The organism is Nitrospira sp. Kam-Ns4a (assembly GCF_965152595.1).
In genome coordinates, this window is sequence record NZ_OZ224218.1 from 907,825 (window position 1) to 925,630 (window position 17,806).

Annotated in this window: 15 protein-coding genes; 5 read left to right on the forward strand and 10 right to left on the reverse strand. The window is 68.1% G+C overall.

The genetic code is table 11. The features are described 5' to 3' along the window. Nucleotide 1 precedes the first annotated feature (1 nt). On the reverse strand, nucleotides 2-472 hold the full coding sequence (locus ACWHYQ_RS04535; RefSeq protein ID WP_447974552.1) for a Na+/H+ antiporter subunit E: 471 nt from the start codon (nucleotides 470-472) through the stop codon (nucleotides 2-4). Continuing rightward, nucleotides 469-3,315 carry a DUF2309 domain-containing protein gene (locus tag ACWHYQ_RS04540; RefSeq protein WP_447974553.1) on the reverse strand — a complete coding sequence of 949 codons (2,847 nt, stop codon included), beginning with the start codon at nucleotides 3,313-3,315 and terminating at the stop codon, nucleotides 469-471. Before ACWHYQ_RS04540 ends, ACWHYQ_RS04535 begins: the two co-directional genes overlap by 4 nt. A gap of 429 nt (nucleotides 3,316-3,744) precedes the next feature. Here ACWHYQ_RS04540 and ACWHYQ_RS04545 point away from each other — a divergent pair, with 429 nt between their 5' ends. The 5 genes from ACWHYQ_RS04545 (at nucleotide 3,745) to ACWHYQ_RS04565 (ending at nucleotide 11,290) form a co-directional block, all read left to right on the forward strand. Continuing rightward, nucleotides 3,745-5,181 (forward strand): HlyD family secretion protein, encoded by a 1,437-nt coding sequence (locus ACWHYQ_RS04545; RefSeq protein WP_447974554.1) that lies wholly within the window; start codon nucleotides 3,745-3,747, stop codon nucleotides 5,179-5,181. A gap of 105 nt (nucleotides 5,182-5,286) precedes the next feature. After that, complete coding sequence (locus ACWHYQ_RS04550; RefSeq protein WP_447974555.1) at nucleotides 5,287-6,786, forward strand: TolC family protein; 1,500 nt, start codon at nucleotides 5,287-5,289, stop codon at nucleotides 6,784-6,786. Between the two features lie 120 nt (nucleotides 6,787-6,906). Next, complete coding sequence (locus tag ACWHYQ_RS04555; protein ID WP_447974556.1) at nucleotides 6,907-8,580, forward strand: ATP-binding cassette domain-containing protein; 1,674 nt, start codon at nucleotides 6,907-6,909, stop codon at nucleotides 8,578-8,580. A gap of 193 nt (nucleotides 8,581-8,773) precedes the next feature. Continuing rightward, nucleotides 8,774-10,450 (forward strand): ATP-binding cassette domain-containing protein, encoded by a 1,677-nt coding sequence (locus tag ACWHYQ_RS04560; protein ID WP_447974557.1) that lies wholly within the window; start codon nucleotides 8,774-8,776, stop codon nucleotides 10,448-10,450. A gap of 51 nt (nucleotides 10,451-10,501) precedes the next feature. Further along, a complete protein-coding gene (locus tag ACWHYQ_RS04565) occupies nucleotides 10,502-11,290 on the forward strand; it encodes an MCP four helix bundle domain-containing protein (RefSeq protein WP_447974558.1) in 789 nt (262 codons plus the stop codon). Here ACWHYQ_RS04565 and speB read toward each other — a convergent pair. The 8 genes from speB to ACWHYQ_RS04605 all read right to left on the reverse strand — a co-directional run bounded on the left by speB (nucleotide 11,287) and on the right by ACWHYQ_RS04605 (nucleotide 17,772). Next, nucleotides 11,287-12,300, reverse strand: coding sequence for an agmatinase (gene speB / locus ACWHYQ_RS04570; protein WP_447974559.1), 1,014 nt, complete (start codon nucleotides 12,298-12,300; stop codon nucleotides 11,287-11,289). The two genes, ACWHYQ_RS04565 and speB, sit on opposite strands and share 4 nt — an antisense overlap. A gap of 3 nt (nucleotides 12,301-12,303) precedes the next feature. After that, nucleotides 12,304-12,879 (reverse strand): pyruvoyl-dependent arginine decarboxylase, encoded by a 576-nt coding sequence (locus ACWHYQ_RS04575; RefSeq protein WP_447974560.1) that lies wholly within the window; start codon nucleotides 12,877-12,879, stop codon nucleotides 12,304-12,306. Between the two features lie 248 nt (nucleotides 12,880-13,127). Beyond that, entirely contained in the window at nucleotides 13,128-14,567 is a 1,440-nt protein-coding gene (locus ACWHYQ_RS04580; RefSeq protein WP_447974561.1) for an aldehyde dehydrogenase family protein, read from the reverse strand. Nucleotides 14,568-14,579: 12 nt separating this feature from the next. Further along, nucleotides 14,580-14,876, reverse strand: coding sequence for a hypothetical protein (locus ACWHYQ_RS04585; RefSeq protein ID WP_447974562.1), 297 nt, complete (start codon nucleotides 14,874-14,876; stop codon nucleotides 14,580-14,582). 69 nt (nucleotides 14,877-14,945) lie between these two features. Beyond that, nucleotides 14,946-15,587: a DsbA family protein gene (locus ACWHYQ_RS04590; RefSeq protein ID WP_447974563.1), complete on the reverse strand. Its 642-nt coding sequence runs from the start codon at nucleotides 15,585-15,587 to the stop codon at nucleotides 14,946-14,948. A gap of 102 nt (nucleotides 15,588-15,689) precedes the next feature. Continuing rightward, entirely contained in the window at nucleotides 15,690-16,064 is a 375-nt protein-coding gene (locus ACWHYQ_RS04595) for a peptide chain release factor-like protein (RefSeq protein WP_447974564.1), read from the reverse strand. A gap of 32 nt (nucleotides 16,065-16,096) precedes the next feature. Beyond that, the gene (locus ACWHYQ_RS04600; RefSeq protein ID WP_447974565.1) at nucleotides 16,097-17,212 is read right to left on the reverse strand and encodes a deoxyhypusine synthase family protein; all 1,116 of its coding nucleotides are present in this window, start codon (nucleotides 17,210-17,212) and stop codon (nucleotides 16,097-16,099) included. A gap of 212 nt (nucleotides 17,213-17,424) precedes the next feature. After that, nucleotides 17,425-17,772, reverse strand: a complete 348-nt coding sequence (locus ACWHYQ_RS04605; RefSeq protein ID WP_447974566.1) for a PilZ domain-containing protein — start codon at nucleotides 17,770-17,772, stop codon at nucleotides 17,425-17,427. Nucleotides 17,773-17,806: the final 34 nt, after the last annotated feature.

Below are 17,806 nucleotides of genomic sequence, written 5' to 3' on the forward strand. Positions count from 1 at the left end.
CTCATCCTGTGCGCGCGAAGACCCAGGCGACCTTCTGCTCGAGCAAGCCCGTCTCCAGATCCGAGGCCGAGGCCTCGTCCAGCGCGTGGACCACGAGTTCGTCGCCGTCCAGCTCAGCCGTGATGGTGCCCGGCGTCAAGGTGATGGAATTGGCCAACAGCACTCTGGCCGCGGGCTCCGCGAGCGCGGTCCGATACCGAATGAGCCGCGGCGCGATGGGCAGGCGGGGGTCCAAGGCCAGCGCGGCGACATGCAGGTTGCTCAGCACGATGCGCGCGAACAGCCAGGGGAGGTACACCAGCAAGCGCCTCCAGGGGAACGGCCCGGGTTCGCCGCCCCGGCCGTGCGCGGCGAGCCACGCCACAGCCAACGCGCTCAGCAGGCCTGCCCCCAGATGAAACAGGTCGCTCTGCCCGGAGAGCACGAACCAGAGCAGGAAGAGCAGGGCGGCCCGCGTCAGGAGGTCCTTCATGCCGCCTCCGACCGCACCGGGCAGGGCATCCAGCGACCGCCAGGCCGATAGAGCCAACTCTCGCCCGTCACCGGATCAACGGTCACGAGCCGGGCCCATTGGTTGTCGAACATCTCGCGCAGCTCCCGATGCCGCCCGATGATGGCTTCGACGACGCCCGTCCGCGCTTCGATGATCGCGAGCAACCGCAGGGGCTCATGCACGCGGGCCGACCCGTCTGTCAGCGATTGGAGGGCCAACCCCGTCTGGAGATCGCTTTCCCGCCCCAGCATGACACCCACGCCGCCGACCACGTTGTGCAGCACCTTGCTGCCGCTCCCGTAGGTCCAGGGGTCCACGGCGGAAAAGTAATACTGGAGATTGATCATCTTCATGACGAGCAACGGGGCGGTCATCAGAAACTCCAGGTACGTGCCGTGCTCGTCCTGTGCGGGATCGTAGGAATGCAGAAACACCCGCCCCTCCAGATTCAGCCCGCGGGTCAGCCCCCGTCTCCCGATCACGCAGGCGGCGTTGCCCGAGAGGCCCCACTCGGGACGGACCTGCGCCCAATCGGCGCTGCGCCGGCGCACGTGCCGAGCGGCCTCCTGGAGCGTGGAGACCCGGCGCCCTCCAGGCAGCCGCTGGCAACGCTCGCGGGCTGCAGCCAGCCCCGCTCGTTCTAGAGCGACGCGCAGGTCCGCGAGCGCCCTCCGGTGACTCTCCGGCACGTCTTCCGAATCGTAGAGCGTCACCCGATCCAGGGTCGTATCGTGCCGGCCCGCGACGAACCACGTGTCGTCCGGGATCGCGATGCCACGCTCGCGCAGCAGCCGCCGGACCGCCGGATGGTTGGCCATGCCCGCGAGCACGCGGGCGTTCGGGCCCCCTGGATTGCCGCCACAAGCCCCGCAATCCAGCGCGGCGGCCAACGGGTTGTTCTCCGACGTGCTCCCGTGGCCGCAGAACACCACCAGAGGCGCGAACCGTTGGGTGAGGCCCATCAGGCGCAGGGCGGTCTCGACGAAGGCGGCCTGCTCCGACGGAGACAACCCCGCAGCTTTCGCCTCCCGTTGGCCCGCTTGCGGGGCAACCGCAATGGCCGTGGCCACTGGGGGGAGCATCCACTGTCCTCCCATCTCGCGGAGCCAGCGAGTCACCGACCGAAGCAGCGTCTTGCCGAGGAGACCCAGTCCATAGACGAGCCCGACGAGGTCTACCACGAGGTACGAGGCGAGCGGGTGGGCCTTGAGGGCGTGCACCAGATGGCGCAACCCGCCCGCCCAGCGCGATCCTCCCAGATAGCGCCGCAGCCGCTCATCCTGTCCCGGTTTAGGAATCTCGACTCCCGTGTGCTTAGGCGAGATGAGCACCGGGCACAACAGTTGCTCCCCCTCCTGATCGAAGGGACGGAACCTCAGCGCCACGCCGAAGAACCCAGCAAAGCCTAGCGTTTCATACGCCCCTTGCGCTTCGAGATGCCGACGAAATACTTCCGAGCGGACATCGATGCAGAAGACTGCCTGGGCGGTTGGCCGGGCAGGAGGGGAGGAGAGCCGCGGGACCGCGCGTGCGGCTTGCGCGACTTGCGCGAGCAGCGCGCGACGGTACGTCCCCTCGTACGCCTCCTGCCAGATCGGCTCGTGCTGCTCGGGTGGCACGGCATCGAGGACGGAGAGCAAGGCCTGACATTCCTCCACCGAGGCCCGGCGGAGCGCCGGCCCGGAGATCCCCAGCCCTTGCGCCAGGTGAAACAGGAGCCGGGCTCTGGACAGGTGACCTCCCTCGTCGGGGTCAACCCGGGTCTCCCGGGCGGTAGGACGGGGGCCTTCGCTGGCTCCCTCGGTTCCGCTCAGCGCGTCCACCAAGGCCACCTCGTAGACCAGCCGGACGGCCACATAGTCCGTGGGGTCGATCGGGCAGCCGCGCTGCATCGGATAGCCCGGCTGGAGGGACCGCCACCGAATGAACCCCGCCCAGCCCGGCAATTGCACGAAGTGGCGCAGCAGGTACTGGAGCCAGGCCGATTCCGGGACCTTCAAGTTGCGGAGGCACCAGGCGATGCAGTCTTCAGGTTTCGCCGCAATGGCCTGGATGAGCAGCGGCCAGGTCCGGACTCCATGAAAGACCATGGAGCGATCATGGGCCGCAAGGCTGCGCCAGGCGCGGAAGAAGCCCTGCTGCCGGTTCGGCATGGGCCAGGCGGCCAGACCTTCATCCAGGAAGGCCCGGCACCATTTCATGGCCTGTTGGTTCACCAGCTCGTTGAGCTGGACGCCGGCGCGCCCCCGCAACAGCTCGCTGCGACATGTCAGCTCGTCCGGGTCGGGCGTCGCGCGGGTCGGCCGAGGCTCTGTCGGATCCCGCGACAGCCTAGCCGCTTGCGCCAGCGCAGCCTCCCACAGGTCCGTCTCGAACGCCGCTCCCGGCGACGGACCGGACAGGGACGGCCCCGCTGGGGCGGGAGCCTCCACCCCATGGACGAGGGACAGGAACGCGACCTCAAGCGGCTCAAAGCGATGCGGGCCGATGCCCACAGGCGATGGGATCTCTGCGAGGGGTGACCAGTCTCGCAGCGCCTGGAGAAGATCCTCTCGCGCGATTCGGCCTTGGCGGTAGAGCGTCCGATACTCGTCGGTCGTCAGGTAGCCGCGCCCTCCGAACAGTTCCAGGCCGTGCCGCACCGCCCGGTCGAACGGCAGATGCTCGTACCCCTCCAGCGGGTTCCGAGCAATGATCGTGCGGACAGGCCAGTTCCGGGCAACGGCCTCGCTCGCCTGCGTGACCAAGGCCCGGAGATGGGCTCGCTCCGCGGCCGTCAGCAGCTCAGGTCCGCCCGCAGCCTCCTCCGCCCATTCGGCCATACAGGCTCCAGCCCCAAAAAAAAAGCCAGCCTCCGTTCCGGCCTGAACCGGAACCGATGAGCTGGCTTGCACTGTCACCGACCTTCTCGTTGGAGAACGCCGGCGACCCTACCGCCGTGTGCTTTTTCGAGAAACTTGACCCCAGGAGGGTCCGCCCGCCGATGTGCAGCCTGGACAGGCGGCCCAAGGCCTCCCTAGCGCACGAGGCCGTATCCTAGCCAGGTTGCGCGGGACTTTCAAGCAACCTTTCGCCTCATTCGATAGGGCTTTGGGCGCACCTCGCCCGACACCTTTGGATTATGCCGAGCGCGGACCGCGGGCCCATTCCGCCCGTTCCCGGTCCCGGCGCGGAGCCGGGGGCCGGATTTGACCGGCCCGAGCGAATCCTCTATGATGAGGCCGCCAGCGTCGCCCGGCGCGAGGTCGGAGATGGCCCGGTTTCAGGATAGCCTCACAGGCAAGCTCAAGTCGCTGGTCACCCATCCCACTGGGATCGAGGACATTGCCATAGACGATTTCGCCACCTCGGCGCAGCTCCAGGCCTGGGAGCTGGTGCGCATCCCTGACTACCTGCGCCGCTACGGCCGGATGGCCGTCAAGGTCCTTATCTTCTTCTTCCTGCTGATCGCGTTCGTCCCCTGGACCCAGACGATCACCGCGACCGGCTCACTGTCGGCCTACTCGCCCTACGAGCGCCCCCAGGACATCGAAGCCCAGATCACCGGCCGCATCAAGAAGTGGCACGTGTTCGAGGGCGCCCGGGTCAAGCAGGGGGACCTGATCCTGGAGCTCGACGACGTGGACCCCCTCTACATGGCCCCGGACCTGCTCGTCCAGCTCGAGCAGCGGAAGGTCGCGCTCGAGCAGACCCGGAAGGCAGCCCTGGAGCGCGCCAACCAACTGGAAAAGCGGATCGCGGAGATGCAGAACCTCGTCAAGGCCGCCGTGCCGTCCGCCAGCGCGCGGGTGGTCGAGGCCGAGAACAAGGTCCGGGAAGCGCAACAGAAGGTGGCTGCCGCCAAGATCGCGGTGGACACGGCGGAGCTGAACGTGGACCGGCATCGGCTCCTGGCGGAGCAGGGGCTCGTCTCCCAGCGGGAGCTGGAGCTTTCGATCCAGGCCGCCATCGGCACCAAGGCCGACCTGCAGGCCGCAGAGGCGAACCTGAAGGCCGCCCAACAGGCCATGCGGGCCCTCAGCTTCGGCCGCGACCAGGTGCAGGCAGAGGTTCTCCAGCGCCTACTCGACGCCGAAGCGGCCCGCGCCGGCGCCTTCGCGGAAGCCGCGCGGGCGGCGGACCAGCTCGCAGACGTGGCGCTGCGCCTGTCGAACGCGACGCAGCGCCGGATCGCCAGCCGCGTGATCGCCCCGATTGACGGCACCGTCGTCCGGATGGCGCAAGTCGGCGCCGGAGAGACGGTCCGGCAGGGCGACCGGCTCGTCCGGATCTCCCCCGCCAGCGCGGACAAGGCGGTCGAGCTGTTCGCGGACGGCCTGGACGCGCCGCTGCTGAACCCTGGCCGCAAGGTCCGGCTGCTGTTCTACGGCATTCCCGCGATTCCCCTGCCGGCCTGGCCCGAGCTGATGGCCGGGACCTTCGGCGGCGTCATCAAGGTCGTGGACCAGGTGGACGACGGCAAGGGCAACTTCCGGTTCTGGGTCGTGCCGGACCCGAACGACCGGCCCTGGCCCGACCAGTCCCATGTCCGTCAAGGCACCAAGGTGATGGGCTGGGTCATCCTCAACCGGGTCCCCCTGTGGTATGAGCTCTGGCGCCGCTTCAATCTCTTCCCACCCGATTATCAAGAGGGCCCGCCTAGCCTCCTCGACACGCTGCTGCCTAGGGCCGGCCGCAGTGCGAAGTGAGCCAGAGTCTCGCGGAACCCCCACGATCCGCTGCGTGCGCCGGTCCTGTCGTCGCGTGGCTCGCTGCCTACTCAGCGATGTGGGCTTGACGAAAGGAGTATCCCCATGACCCGGATGCTAACGTACGCCTCGCTGTGGGCTCTGATGGCCTGGTGGTGTCTCGGCGCCGTCGCGCCGGCACGAGCCGGAGATCGCCCCGGTCCTCCGGCGCTGCCCCCCATTCCCCTCACGCTTGAGGAAGTCCTGGGGTGGATTGACCGCTCCCACCCGTTGCTCCAGGGCTCCGGGACCGAGAAGATTGTTGCCAAGGGCAAGCTGCTCAAGGCCCTGGGTGCCTTCGAGCCGGTCCTGGTCAACGATTTCGAGCTGGAACGGTTCATTCCTTCTTCCGAAGCGCTCAAAGGCATCCGGAACGACCGCATCGGCGGCTTCAACGACACCTTCGTCGAGATGAGACACCCGTCAGGCATCAGGGGGCTGGCAGGGGTCCGGCAGGGGATCAACCCCATTTTGAATCCGGACCTGACCTTCGCCGACGGGCGGAATCAGGGGCTCTTCGCCGGAACGATTCCCTTACTCCGGGGCCTGCTGGTGAACCCGGAGAACGCCGAACTCAGACGGTCCGAGCTGGCCGATCCGAAGGCCGAGGTGCAGATTGCGCAGACCCGGCAGGATCTCTTCCTCGCCGGCGCCAGTCAGTATTGGGACTGGGTCGCCGCGGTCAAGCTCGCGGATGTGCAGCGGCGGGCGCTCAAGGTCGCCGAAGATCGCTTCAAGCAGATCGAGCAGCGCGCCAAGGCCGGCGCGGTCGCCCCCCTGGACGTTGTGGAGGCCAATCAGGAGGTGCAGCGGCGCAAGGAGGTCCTGATCGCCGCCACGCGGCTGGTCGAACAGGAGCAATTCAAGCTCTCGCTATTTCTGTGGAGCGGCGGGGAGCCCACTCGGCCGCCCGTCGAGCGGGCCCCGGACTTCCCCAAGGAGGGCGAGCCCCCGCCCGCCGACGTTGTGGCGGCGGACAAGGTCACGGCCCGCACCGTCCGGCCGGAGATCAAGGAGGTGGCCATCGAGGCGCAGCTCAACAACATTGACCTGGAGCTGGCCAAGAACAACCTGCTTCCCAGCCTCGATGCCTTGGCCGAGCCTCCGCGAACGCCGGAGAAGTTCGTCCTCGGACTCGGCTACAAGTTCGGCGTCGAGCTGCGCGTGCCGATCTTCCAGCGGCGGTCGCGCGGCGAGGTGCTGGAAGCGCAGGGGAAGGCGGACCGGCTGGTCCTGCTCCAGCGATATCGGGAGCAACAGGCGATCGTGGACGTGGACAACGCGCTCTCGGCCATCGAGCGGGCGAAGCAGCGGATCGCGGCCGCGGCCGACTCGCTCCGTATGGCCAAGACGCTGGAAGAGGGCGAGCGGTTCCGGTTCAACCTCGGCGCGACGAGCGTTCTCTTTGTGAACCTGCGCGAGCGGAACGCCGTGGACTCCGAGAACCAGCTCATCCGGGCGCGGGCGGACTACCAGAAGGCCCTGGCCCTCTACCAGTGGGCCATCGGGGCCTGGGCGAAGACTCCCGCCACGGTCATCCCGGTGCAGTACAAGCAGCGGCCGTGAGCGGCGAGCGCCCCGGGCCCGGCTGGCGTCGGCCGAGCGCGGTTTCGGACGCCCCCGGCGGCGCGCCGGCGCGAGACTGGCGCGCAGGTCCAGCGGTCGCCCCTGCGAGCGAGCATCGGCATGCACGCGCATAGCCCCCGGCCAGCGTCTCCGGTCGGCCTGACCCTGGACACGATCCGCCGCCTCGGGCTGCTCCTGCGGCTCGAGAAGAAGATCCTCGCCCTGATCGCTTCCTACGCCCTGGCGATCGGCCTCTTCTCCCTCGTCGTGCCGTTGACGGTGCAGGAGCTCGTCAACACCTTCGCCTTTGCCATCCAGCCGATCATGGTCATCACGCTGGTCGGCATCATGGCGACGACCCTGATCTTCATCGGAGCCCTGAAGATCCTCCAGAGCCGCTCGGCGGAGATTTTGAACCAGCGGCTGTACACGCGCATCGCGCTGGCCCTGGCGAAGGCGCTCCCGCGCTTCAAGGACGAAACCTTCTCCCCGACCTATGTCAACTACTTTAACGAGTCCGAATTCCTCCTCCGGGCCCTCGTGGCCATGCTGGTGGACTTGATCAACGTGACCATCGGCGGGATCGTCGGGATGACGATACTCGTCTTCTATCACCCGTACTTCCTGGCCTTTAACGCGGTCCTGCTCGCCGGCTTTCTGACCGGGGTCACCGTTTTGAGCCAGGGCGGCCTGCGGATCACGATGGTGGTCAACGATCTTCACTACCGGACGCTCACCTGGTTCCAGGCCATCGGGCACAACCTGCTCCATTTCAAGGCGACCCCGAGCACCCCGCTGCTGCTGAGAAAAACCGACGAGCTGGTGCACGCCTACATCGCCGCGAGGAAATCGCGCTCCGATATTCTTCACCGGCAGCTCAAGGGCTCGTTCGCCTGGCAAGCGCTGGGCCACAGCGGGCTCATCGGCGTGGCGGGCTGGCTGCTCTCCACGGGCGAGATCACCCTCGGCCAATTCGTCGCGGCGGAGGTGATCGTGGGCACCCTGCTGGTGAACTTCGAGACCGTGGCGCGGCGGGTGTACGCTCTGTTCCACGTGTTCACCTCGCTGGCTGAGCTATCCGCCCTGCTCGCGCTCCCGAAAGACTCGGCGGCCGCCACGCTGCCCGTGCCCCTGCTGGACCCGCCGGCGCACGGGCTCCACCTGAGCGCCAAAGCGGTCTCGTTCGCTTACCCGAACTCGCCGCCGATCTTTGAGCGGTTCAACCTGGAGGTCGCCCCCGGGGAAAAGGTCGCCCTGGTGGTCCGCACCAGCAGGGGCAAGACGACGCTGGCTCTGACGCTAGCTGGGCTCTATACGCCGACCTCCGGAGTCATCAAATACAACGGCGTGGACCTTCGCGACCTGAGCCTCGACTCCCTCAACGCCTGCCGTGGGCTCGTGCTGAGCACGCACCTGTCATTGTTCAAGGGGACGTTGGAGGAGAATATCGCGCTCGACCGTGCGTCCATTGCTTACGAGGACCTGCAATGGGCCCTGCGCTTCGTCGAGCTTGAAGACGACACCGAGGCCTTGCCCGTGGGCCTGCAGACGCCGGTCGGCCCAGGCCTGCACCGGTTCACCACAAGCCAGATCCTCCGGATCCTTCTGGCGCGCGCCATCGTCACGCGCCCCCGCCTGCTGATCCTGGACGGCACCCTCCAGACCCTGGCGCCCGACATGCGGGAGCGGATCCTACGCCGCCTCTGCTCGAAGGAGGAGCCCTGGTCGCTGATTGTCGTCACCAACGACCAGGCCTCCATCGCCCAGGTGGACCGCCGCGTGGAACTCGACTGATCGGGCTGCCTCGCCCAGGCGGCCCCGCAGGCGCTCCGCCCTCCCCCCACCGAAAGGCATGGAATTTCCCCATATCCTCTGCTAGGCTACCGTTATTGGCGGAGCAACACCTGAACCCGGCTCCGTTTGGGGACAACCCGAGTGCAGCCTGTCGCCAAGCCCGAGGGAAGGCGGATCTGCACGCCAAGGCCCCATGGTCACGGAGAAGCCCGACAACAAGATCGCCCCGGGCGATCTGACGAGGGCCATGATCGCCCGCCTCGGCCTGCTCCTGCGGCTCGAGCGGCGCGCCCTGACGCTGATCCTGGCCTACGCGCTGGCCATCGGGCTCTTCTCGCTCATCGTCCCCTTGACCGTCCAGGAGCTGGTCAACACCTTCGCCTTCGCCATCCAGCCGATCATGATCATGACCCTCGTGAGCATCATGGTCGCGATCCTGCTGTTCGTCGGCGGGTTCCGGGCGCTACAGTTCTGCGCGGTCGAAATGCTGGAGCGGCGGCTGTTCGCCCGTGTCGCCTTCGGCCTGACGCGGGCGTTCCCGCGGTTCCGCGACGAGAGCTTCCTCCCCCAATACGCCAACTACTTCTTCGAGACGATCTTCATGCAGCGGGCCCTGTCCGCTACCTTAGTGGACAGCGTCAACGTGATCGTCGGCGGCGCGGTCGGCATGACCATCCTGGTCTTCTACCACCCCTACTTTCTGTTCTTTAACGCCGTGCTGCTGGCCGGCTTCGCGATCGTGGTCGGCGTCCTGAGCCACGGGGGGTTGCGCGCCACGCTGGCGATGTCACACGCGAAGTATGAGACCGTGAACTGGCTCCAGGAGATGGCGCACAACCTCCTGCACTTCAAGGCGACGGCCAGCGGCCCTTTCCTGCTGAAGAAAACCGACGAGCTGGTGCAGGCCTACTTGGAAGCGAGGCGGAAGCGCTTCACGATCCTCATCCGACAGTACCTGGGGTCCGTGGGCTGGCAGGCCCTCGGGCACAGTGGCCTGCTCGGCACCGCGGGCTGGCTGCTGTCCATCGGACAGCTCACCCTCGGCCAGTTGGTCGCGGCGGAGGTCATTGTCGGGGGGCTTCTCCTGAACTTTGACTCGGCTGTCAAACGCATGTATGCGGTGTTCTATTTCTTCACCGCGCTCACGGAGCTGGATCTGCTCTTCTCGCTCCCCAAGGAAACCGCGCCAGCGGGCCGGGCGGTCCTGCTGCCGGATCCGGCCGTGCACGGCCTCCACGTGCTCTGCAAGGACCTCGGCTTTGCGTACCCGGGCTCGCCGCCGATCTTCCAGAACTTTAACCTCGAGGTCTCGCCGGGCGAGAAGGTGGCGATCTTCTCCACGACCAGCACGGGCAAGACGACGCTGGCGCGGGTGCTGGCTGGCCTGTACGTGCCGACAGCCGGCGTCATCCGCTACAACGGCGTGGACCGCCGCGACCTGGATCTCGACGTGCTCAACGCGCACCGTGGCCTCGTGCTGGATTCCCAGCTCTCGCTGTTCGACGGCACGATCGAGGAGAACATCTCCTTGGCCCGGCCCGGCGTCACCTACGAGGACGTCCTCTGGGCCCTCCGCTTCGTCGAGCTGGAGGAGGTCGTGGACGCGTTTCCGCTCGGGTTGCGCACCCCGGTCAAGGCCCGGGGCAAAACCTTTACGACCAGCCAGATCTTGCGGATCCTGGTGGCACGGGCCATCGTCACGCGCCCGCAGTTGTTGATCCTGGACGGGACCCTGCACAGCATGCCGCAGACGACGCGCGAGACGATCCTGCGGCGGATCTGCTCGAAGGAGGAGCCCTGGTCGGTGATCTTTGTCTCGAACGACCCGACGTTGAAAGCCCATGTGGACCGCCGCCTGTCGCTGGATTGAACGAAGCCCGGCCCGGCCCGCCCGCTGCCAGGGCGCCTGGAGAACCCACGCATGCGTTTGCGCCTGAACATCACCCTGCCGCGCCCGACCCTGGGTCAGTTCGTGATGAGCGCCTTCATCCTGGGATTGGGAATGACGGGCGCCCGGGCCCTGAGCGCGGTGGATCAGGACCTCCGCATCATGTACACGGAGTATACGCTGGCCGCGGCGGACCTCGCCCACATCTCGGCGGACGTCATCCGCTACCGGACGACCATCATCCGCGCGCTGGAGGCGCCGACCAAGAAGGAGTTCGAGCGGATCACGGCGCCGCTCCCGGACCAGCACGCGCGCATCCAGCACGCCGTGGACCGGTACGCCGCCGCCAGCCTCCGCGTGTCGCGGAGCGGCCGGAGCGAGCCGGAAGACCTGCGCGCCGTCCGGGAGAGCCTGGACGCCTACTTCTCGGCCGCCAGCCGGACGATCACGCTGCTGGTCCAGGCCTGGAACGCGCGGTCGCCGGCGGAGGCGGCAGCGCTGCGCCATCAGGCGGAGCTGCACGCGGCCGACAATGCGGGCCCCAAGCTCATTCAGGTCAGCCTCGCCCTGGATCGGTTGCTGGAGACGGTGGCGGAGGTCGCCAAGGACATGCGAGACGAGGGCACCCGATCCATCCAGGAGACGAGCCGGGCGCTCATCATCGGCAGCATCCTGATCGGAGTCCTGAACCTGCTGGTCCGGCGGCCAAGGCCCTCGCCGGAGCCAGACCGGAGCGGTCGAGACCAGGAGGCCCCGCGCGCGCTCCCGCCCGATCTCCCCTTGTCGGTGGACGCACCGGATCCCACCGGGCAGCACGACTAGCCCGGGCGACCCAATCCCCAGCGCCGCCCACGGCCCCTCGTACGCCCACCGCCCCGCATCGTCGTCACCCGTCCCGCGTCCCAGCCTCTCCGGCCGGCCCACACCCGACCCAGGATCCGGTAGAGCAGGCGTGCGACCGTGAACTGCGGGGCCACGAAGCCTTCGATTGGCGCGATCTCGCTCACGTCCATGCCGAGGATGCCCGGCCCGTTCGCCAGGGCACTCACGAGCGCTAACGTGTCGTACCAGCCGAGCCCGCCCGGCTCCGGCGTGCCCAGCGCCGGCACGAGCGAAGGGTCGAGCCCGTCGCAGTCGAAGGTGAGGTAGACCGGTCCGGTGCAGGCCTTGACGACGTCCGGCACCCAACTCGCCGCCAGCCCGCCGTAGGGGCCGGACGGGTCCAGAAGCTTGGCGGCGAAGAAGGTCGAGATCGCCTTGGTCTGCCGGATCAGGTCCATTTCTTCGGGACAGACGGAGCGGATGCCGACCTGGACGAGCGGGAGGCCGTCTTCCACGACCCGGGCCATCACGCTCGCATGACTGTACGGATTGCCCTGATAGGCCCGGCGCAGGTCGCCGTGCGCGTCAAGTTGGACGACGCAGAGGCCCGGGTACCGACGGGCGTGGGCCCGGATCGCCCCGAGGGCGCCGGTATGCTCCCCGGTGAGCGTCAGCACGAACCGGTCCGGACGCACGTGGGGCTGGACGAACGCCTCGATCGCCTCCACCGCTTCTCGGTCCACGCGGCCGCCCAGGTCCAGCGGCGCGGCCGTCGCAATGCCGCCCCATTCGCGGTAGGGCTCGACGCCCAGGGTCTCATCGTACAGCTCGACCTGGTGAGAGGCCTCGAGGATGGCCGACGGCCCGCGGTCGGATCCCGGCACGTAGCTGGAGGTGTGCTCGTAGGGGGCCGGCAGGACGACGACACCGGCCCGGTCGGGGCAGCACCAAGGCTCATCGAGGCCCAGGAAGTTGCGATCCGCGCCGAGCCAGCCTTCCGGCAGCGCCACGCCCTACCTCTTCGTGCGGACCTTCTTCGGGAGGTTCTCCGGGGGGATGAACACCGCGAGCGCCACGACCGTGGTCCAGCGGTTCGCCTTCCCGATCGCGGATTGCGTAATGTTCATCGTGCGGACGATTTTGCCGCCCATCTTGAAGACCTGTTCGCGTTCCTTCCAGGCCGAGTTGGCGTCGAACTCGATGCCCAGCGTGGTCGCCAGCATCTGGGCGGCCAGGTCCTCGGTGTACTCCCCCGACTCCTCGTCCGTCTCGCCGTAGGCGTGGTGCTCCGAGAGGTAGCCGTACGTGCGCCGGTCCGTCGGAATGGCGAGACCGATGGACGCGGAGATCAGACGGTTGCGCTCGTTCGTCTCGGTCCGGGCCATGACACAATAGGTGATTTCACCTGGCTTCAGAAGGCTCTCGCCGCGCTTCCGTGGCAGGATCTTGCAGGCCGGCGGGAGGATTGACGACACGCTGACCAGGTTACAGTACGCAACCCCGGCGCTGCGCAGCGCCTGCTCGAACGACGCCAGCTTCTCCTTGTGGACCCCGACGCCTCTGGTGAGAAACATATGAGTCGGAACCATCTTTCCTCCCTTGGCCACGAGCCCGTGCTCGCCGCGCACCGGTCGCATCTGCCCTTTCGCGGGGTCGCGGACGAGAGAGACCGACGCCTGGCCCGTGTCGTTCATCCGCCCGCGAGGGGCGTGCGCCCTTCGCCCGAGGGTCGCATTTGTACCAAGTTGGAGGGGGTTTCGCAATATCGCGGGCAAGAATTTTTCTGGCGGGTCCCAGCGCCGGCGGAGGGGTAGCCGGCCCTGGACCGGCGGGCGCGTCACGCCTGATCCAGGTCCTTGAGGTTCAGGACCAGCAGCTTCAGCTCGGTCATCTCCTCGATGGCATAGCGGACGCCCTCCCGGCCCAGCCCGGAGTCCTTCACGCCACCGTACGGCATGTGATCGGCGCGAAAGGTCGGGATCTCGTTGGCCAGCACCGTGCCGACCTGCAGGTCCCGAAAGGCGCGGAACAGCCGGGCCACGTCCCGGGTGAAGACGCCGGCCTGGAGCCCGTAGTCCGAGTCGTTCAGCGCCGCGAGCGCGTCGGCGAACCGGGCGTAGCGGGAGACCGTCACCACCGGGCCGAACACCTCGCGACAGGAGACCTTCATCGTCGGCGTCACGTCGGCGAGCACCGTCGGCTCGACGAGCGAGCCCGAGCGCCTCCCACCGGCTAGCACCCGCGCGCCCTGCGCCGCCGCCTCAGCGATCCAGTCCTCCACCCGCCGCGCCGCCGCCTCGTCGATCAAAGGCCCCACCACCGTCGCCTCGTCGGCAGGGTCGCCGACCTTGAGCTGCGCGACCCGATCGAGCAGCAGGCCGACGAACCGGTCATACACGGCCTCCTGCACGAAGATCCGCTGGACCGAGATGCAGGTCTGCCCCGCGTAGCTGAACCCGCCCGTGGCGCAGCGCTGCGCGGCCAGCCCGAGGTCGGCATCCGCCTCGACGATCACGCCGGCGTTGCCCCCCAGCTCCAGCGCCACCCGCTTTTTGCCGCACTTAGCCTTGAGCATCCATCCCACCGCAGCGCTGCCCGTGAAGCTGAGCATCGCGAACCGCGGGTCCGTGACCATCCGTTCGGCCACGGCGTTGTCGCAGGGGAGGACGCTGAACGCCCCGGGCGGCAGCCCCGTCTCGAGGACGATCTCCCCGAGGAGCAGAGCGGTGAGCGGGGTCTGGGGCGCGGGCTTGAGCACGAGCGGGTTGCCGCAGGCGAGGGCCGGCGAGACCTTGTGGGCGACGAGGTTGAGGGGGAAATTGAACGGGGTGATCCCGAGGACCGGCCCGACGGGAAAGCGGCGCGCAAGGCCTGTATAGGACTCGAACCCCGGCGCGAGATCCATCGGGATCAGCTCCCCGGGGATTCGCTTGGCCTCCTCGGCGCCAGCGGTGAAGGTCCGGATCGCGCGCTCGACCTCGCGGCGAGCGTCGGCGATCGGCTTACCGGCCTCGGCGGTGATGGTCCGCGCCAGCTCCTCCCGGCGCGCCGCCAGCCCGGCGGCGATCTTCGCCAGCGCCTCGGCCCGGCGCCAGGCCGGCAGCCGCTTGGTGTCGGCGAACGCCGCGACGGCGGCCCGGACGGCCTCCTCCGCCTCAGCGGGCCCAGCCCGACAGACCTCCGCGATGGTCTTTCCCGTGAAGGGATCGGTCACCGGTGCGCGGTCGGCGGTCCGCCGCCACTGGTCGCCGATCAAAAAGGGACGGGCTTCTCCCACGGAGCACGCTCGCTACGGCCGATCGGCCGACTCCGACCACTCGTCCACAGCTCCGTCAGCGGACGGCCCGGGGGGCGCCGCCACGGGCTCCTGCTGCGCCGCGACGGCCTTGGCGATCAGGTCCTCGGTGCCCCAGTCCCGGATCGACTCCAGGGTGAACGCCTCATAGGTCGAGACGCCATGGCATGTGGGACAGTCGGGCATCGGCACTTTCCGGCGGAAGACCTCGCTCAGGCAGGACATGCAGACGAGCAGGTCAGGCTCGCCCTCCTCGCACTCGACGGGCCAAAACGTCTGTGACTGTGCCATGGGACTCCCTGATGCTCCCCTCTGCCACGCTAGAACTCCCTCCAGCATAGGGAGTCCCGCGTGGAAATTTCAACTCTTCTGTCTGGCCAGGCTGTCCCGGAGCAACCGCTCGATCTGCTCCTGGAACACCTCGTACGGAAAGGCCCCGGGAATGGCGACGATCTTGTGGCGCCCGTCCGCGCCGGTCCGGATCAAGAGAAACCCCGGCGTGCCCCGGAACCCCACATCCACCCCCTCCTCCCGGTCCTGGAAGATCGCCTCGACGTACCGCCGTTCCTCAAGACAGCGGGTGAACGCCGCCAGGTTCAGGCGGACAGCTTTGGCGTAGCGCAGGAGATCCGCCGGGCCGACCCGCGCCCCGTTGCCGAAGAGCTGGTCGTGCATGGACCAGTACTGACCCTGGTCGCCGGCGCAGCGGGCGGCGAGGGCTGCCTCCACCGCCGGCCCCTGGGCAGCCCGCGGGTAATCGCGATAGATGAACCGCACCCGCCCGGTTTCAATGTAGGTGGCCAGGAGCTTGGGCCACGTCTCCCGGAAAAACTTCAGACAGAACCCGCAGGTGAAGTCCGAATACTCGATGATCGTCACCGGGGCCTGCGGGTTCCCCCGGCTCCGCCCATCGTCGCGGACCAGCCCTTCCAGCTCCGCTCCGCCGGCCAGCGCCGGCAACAGGAGGGCACAGGCGAGGACTGGGAGACTTCGGCCGATCATCGCAGGCCCCCACCGGAGGGGGACCCGCCCCCGGGCAGACGCCCACCCGCCTGCATCGGTCCGGCTGCTGTCCGCCCACGTCCCACTCGGCCTCCGTTGCGATCAGCGCTCCAGATCGCGCACGCGCCCCCGGCGCTGCTTCACGCGCTGGCGCCACCTCTTGTCCGCCAGGCGCCGTTCAACCGCCGCCTCGGGCATCCGCGTCGGCCGGCGGGGCGGCCGCCGCCGGTTGAGCGCCTCGAGCCGGCGGATCAGCCGCTCGAAGACAACTTCTCGGTTCCGATGCTGCGAGCGCGAGTCCGCCGCCGTCACCGTGACGCCTGACGGCGGGTGATGCAGTCGCACCGCAGAGTCCGTGACGTTGCGATGCTGGCCGCCCGGCCCGCCCGCGCGGTAGGTGTGCACCACGACCTCGCGCTCCAAAGTCGCGCGATCCGTGCTGAAGCGCAGTGTACCAGACCCGGGCGCAGGTTTCATATGGCCCGTCAGGGCGCCGACGCACTTGGCGATCAGGTAGGTTTCTTGTCGGTCGGGCGGACCCGTTCCAGGAGTCCCATCATGAGGAGGGGCCAGACCAGCGTCGCGTCGCTGAGCACCTCGGCGAACCGCCCGCCCTCCTCCGGCGGGACGAACTTCCCCCAGGAGACTCCCTCCTCGTAGGTGCAGCCACTGAGGCCGCCCCAATGCTCCGGCTCCGGACAGATGCGGACCCCGTACTGGAAGCGGGGCGGCCTGACGTTGAGCCCCAGCCGCATGTTGCCGATCTCCACGTAGGGCGCGACCTGCTGGGCCCAGTTGCGCGGCACCCCGCCACCGATCGTGAAGATCCCCAGCCGCTTCGCCGACAGCACCCGGTCCGTGTAGCTGTTTAGGTCCAGGTAAGGGTTGAAGGACGGGCAGATCCGATGGAGCGCCCGCAGGACGCCAAGGTCGCCCGGCTCCCCCTGCGCCTGCGCTCGCGCACGGGCCTGGTCGAGATTCTGGGACATGGCCCACGTGGCCACGTCGAGACCCATCTCCGAATCAGTAAAGGCTGGGATGTACACCGGCACCTGGCGCAGGTAGGCGCTCTTGAGCACGCCGGCCCCGTCGTGCTCCTCGACCAGGGTGCGCCCTAACTCGCGCGTCAGGGTCTCCGACGACAGCGCTTCCTCCGGATTAATCCGCTTGAGCGTCTTGGAGACGATGAACTCGACATAGTTCAGGTTCGCCTCCATCTCCAGCGTGTCGTAGACCCGGTTGTACCCCTTCTGGAACAGCTCGGTGTCGCTCATGGTCGGCGGCCGCCGATAGTGGACCTTGCCGACCGACTCGCTCAACCCATGCGCGATCAAGGCGCCCGTGGATACGACCGCCTGCACCATGCCGCGGTCGATCATCGTGCTGATGATCTTGCCCATCTTGGCAATCGTCATGGCCCCGGACAGCGTCATCACGACGAAGCAGTCGGGATCCTCGATCATGGCCGAGAGGACCTCGAAGGCTTCGCCTAAACGGCGCCCGCCGAACGCCGTCTTGCGCATCGCCACCAGGAGATCCGAGAAGGACCGGATTCGTTCCGGATCCAACGGCTCGAGCGGCTCCAGTCCGTCCTGCGCCCCGTCGCGAAATTCGCGGTGCTGCATAGTGGTCTCCCTCAGAGCCTGACCTCAAACGGTTGCGTTACTTATACACAACCATCGAGTGGGCGTCAATTCTGCACAGGGGCTGGCAGGGAGTGCCCTCAGGTCGGCAGGGGTAGAACACACGGCGGGACGTGACCCGTGGGCGCGGACGGAAGGTCCCCTCGCCTGGCTACGGCTCGTGGTGAGCCCCTTCAGGCGACCAGCGAGCGCGGCTAGCTTCTGCCGCGCTTCGGGTCGAACTGGTGGTTGAGAAACCGCTCCAATTCCCGCTGGTCCTGCTGGCTCAGGGCGAGAAACTGCACCCCGACCCCGTCCCCGACCCAGCGGACCACCGCCTGCTCGATCGTGACGAGAAAATAGGGGGCGGGGAGGCGGAGGCGCAGGGTGAGGATCGTGCCGGGCGGGAGCTGGCCGACGCCCTTCAGAAAGCACCCGTCGCCGCAGAGGTCCGTCAGCACCGCTTCTCCGGTCATCTGCTCCGTCGAGAAGAGGACCGGAAGGCGGATGGAGAACCGAGGCTGTCGGCGGCGCTCCTGTCCGTCTGCAGCGTTGGGTCCCATGGCTCCCCCGGCCACCCTCCCGCGGCGCGTCCGG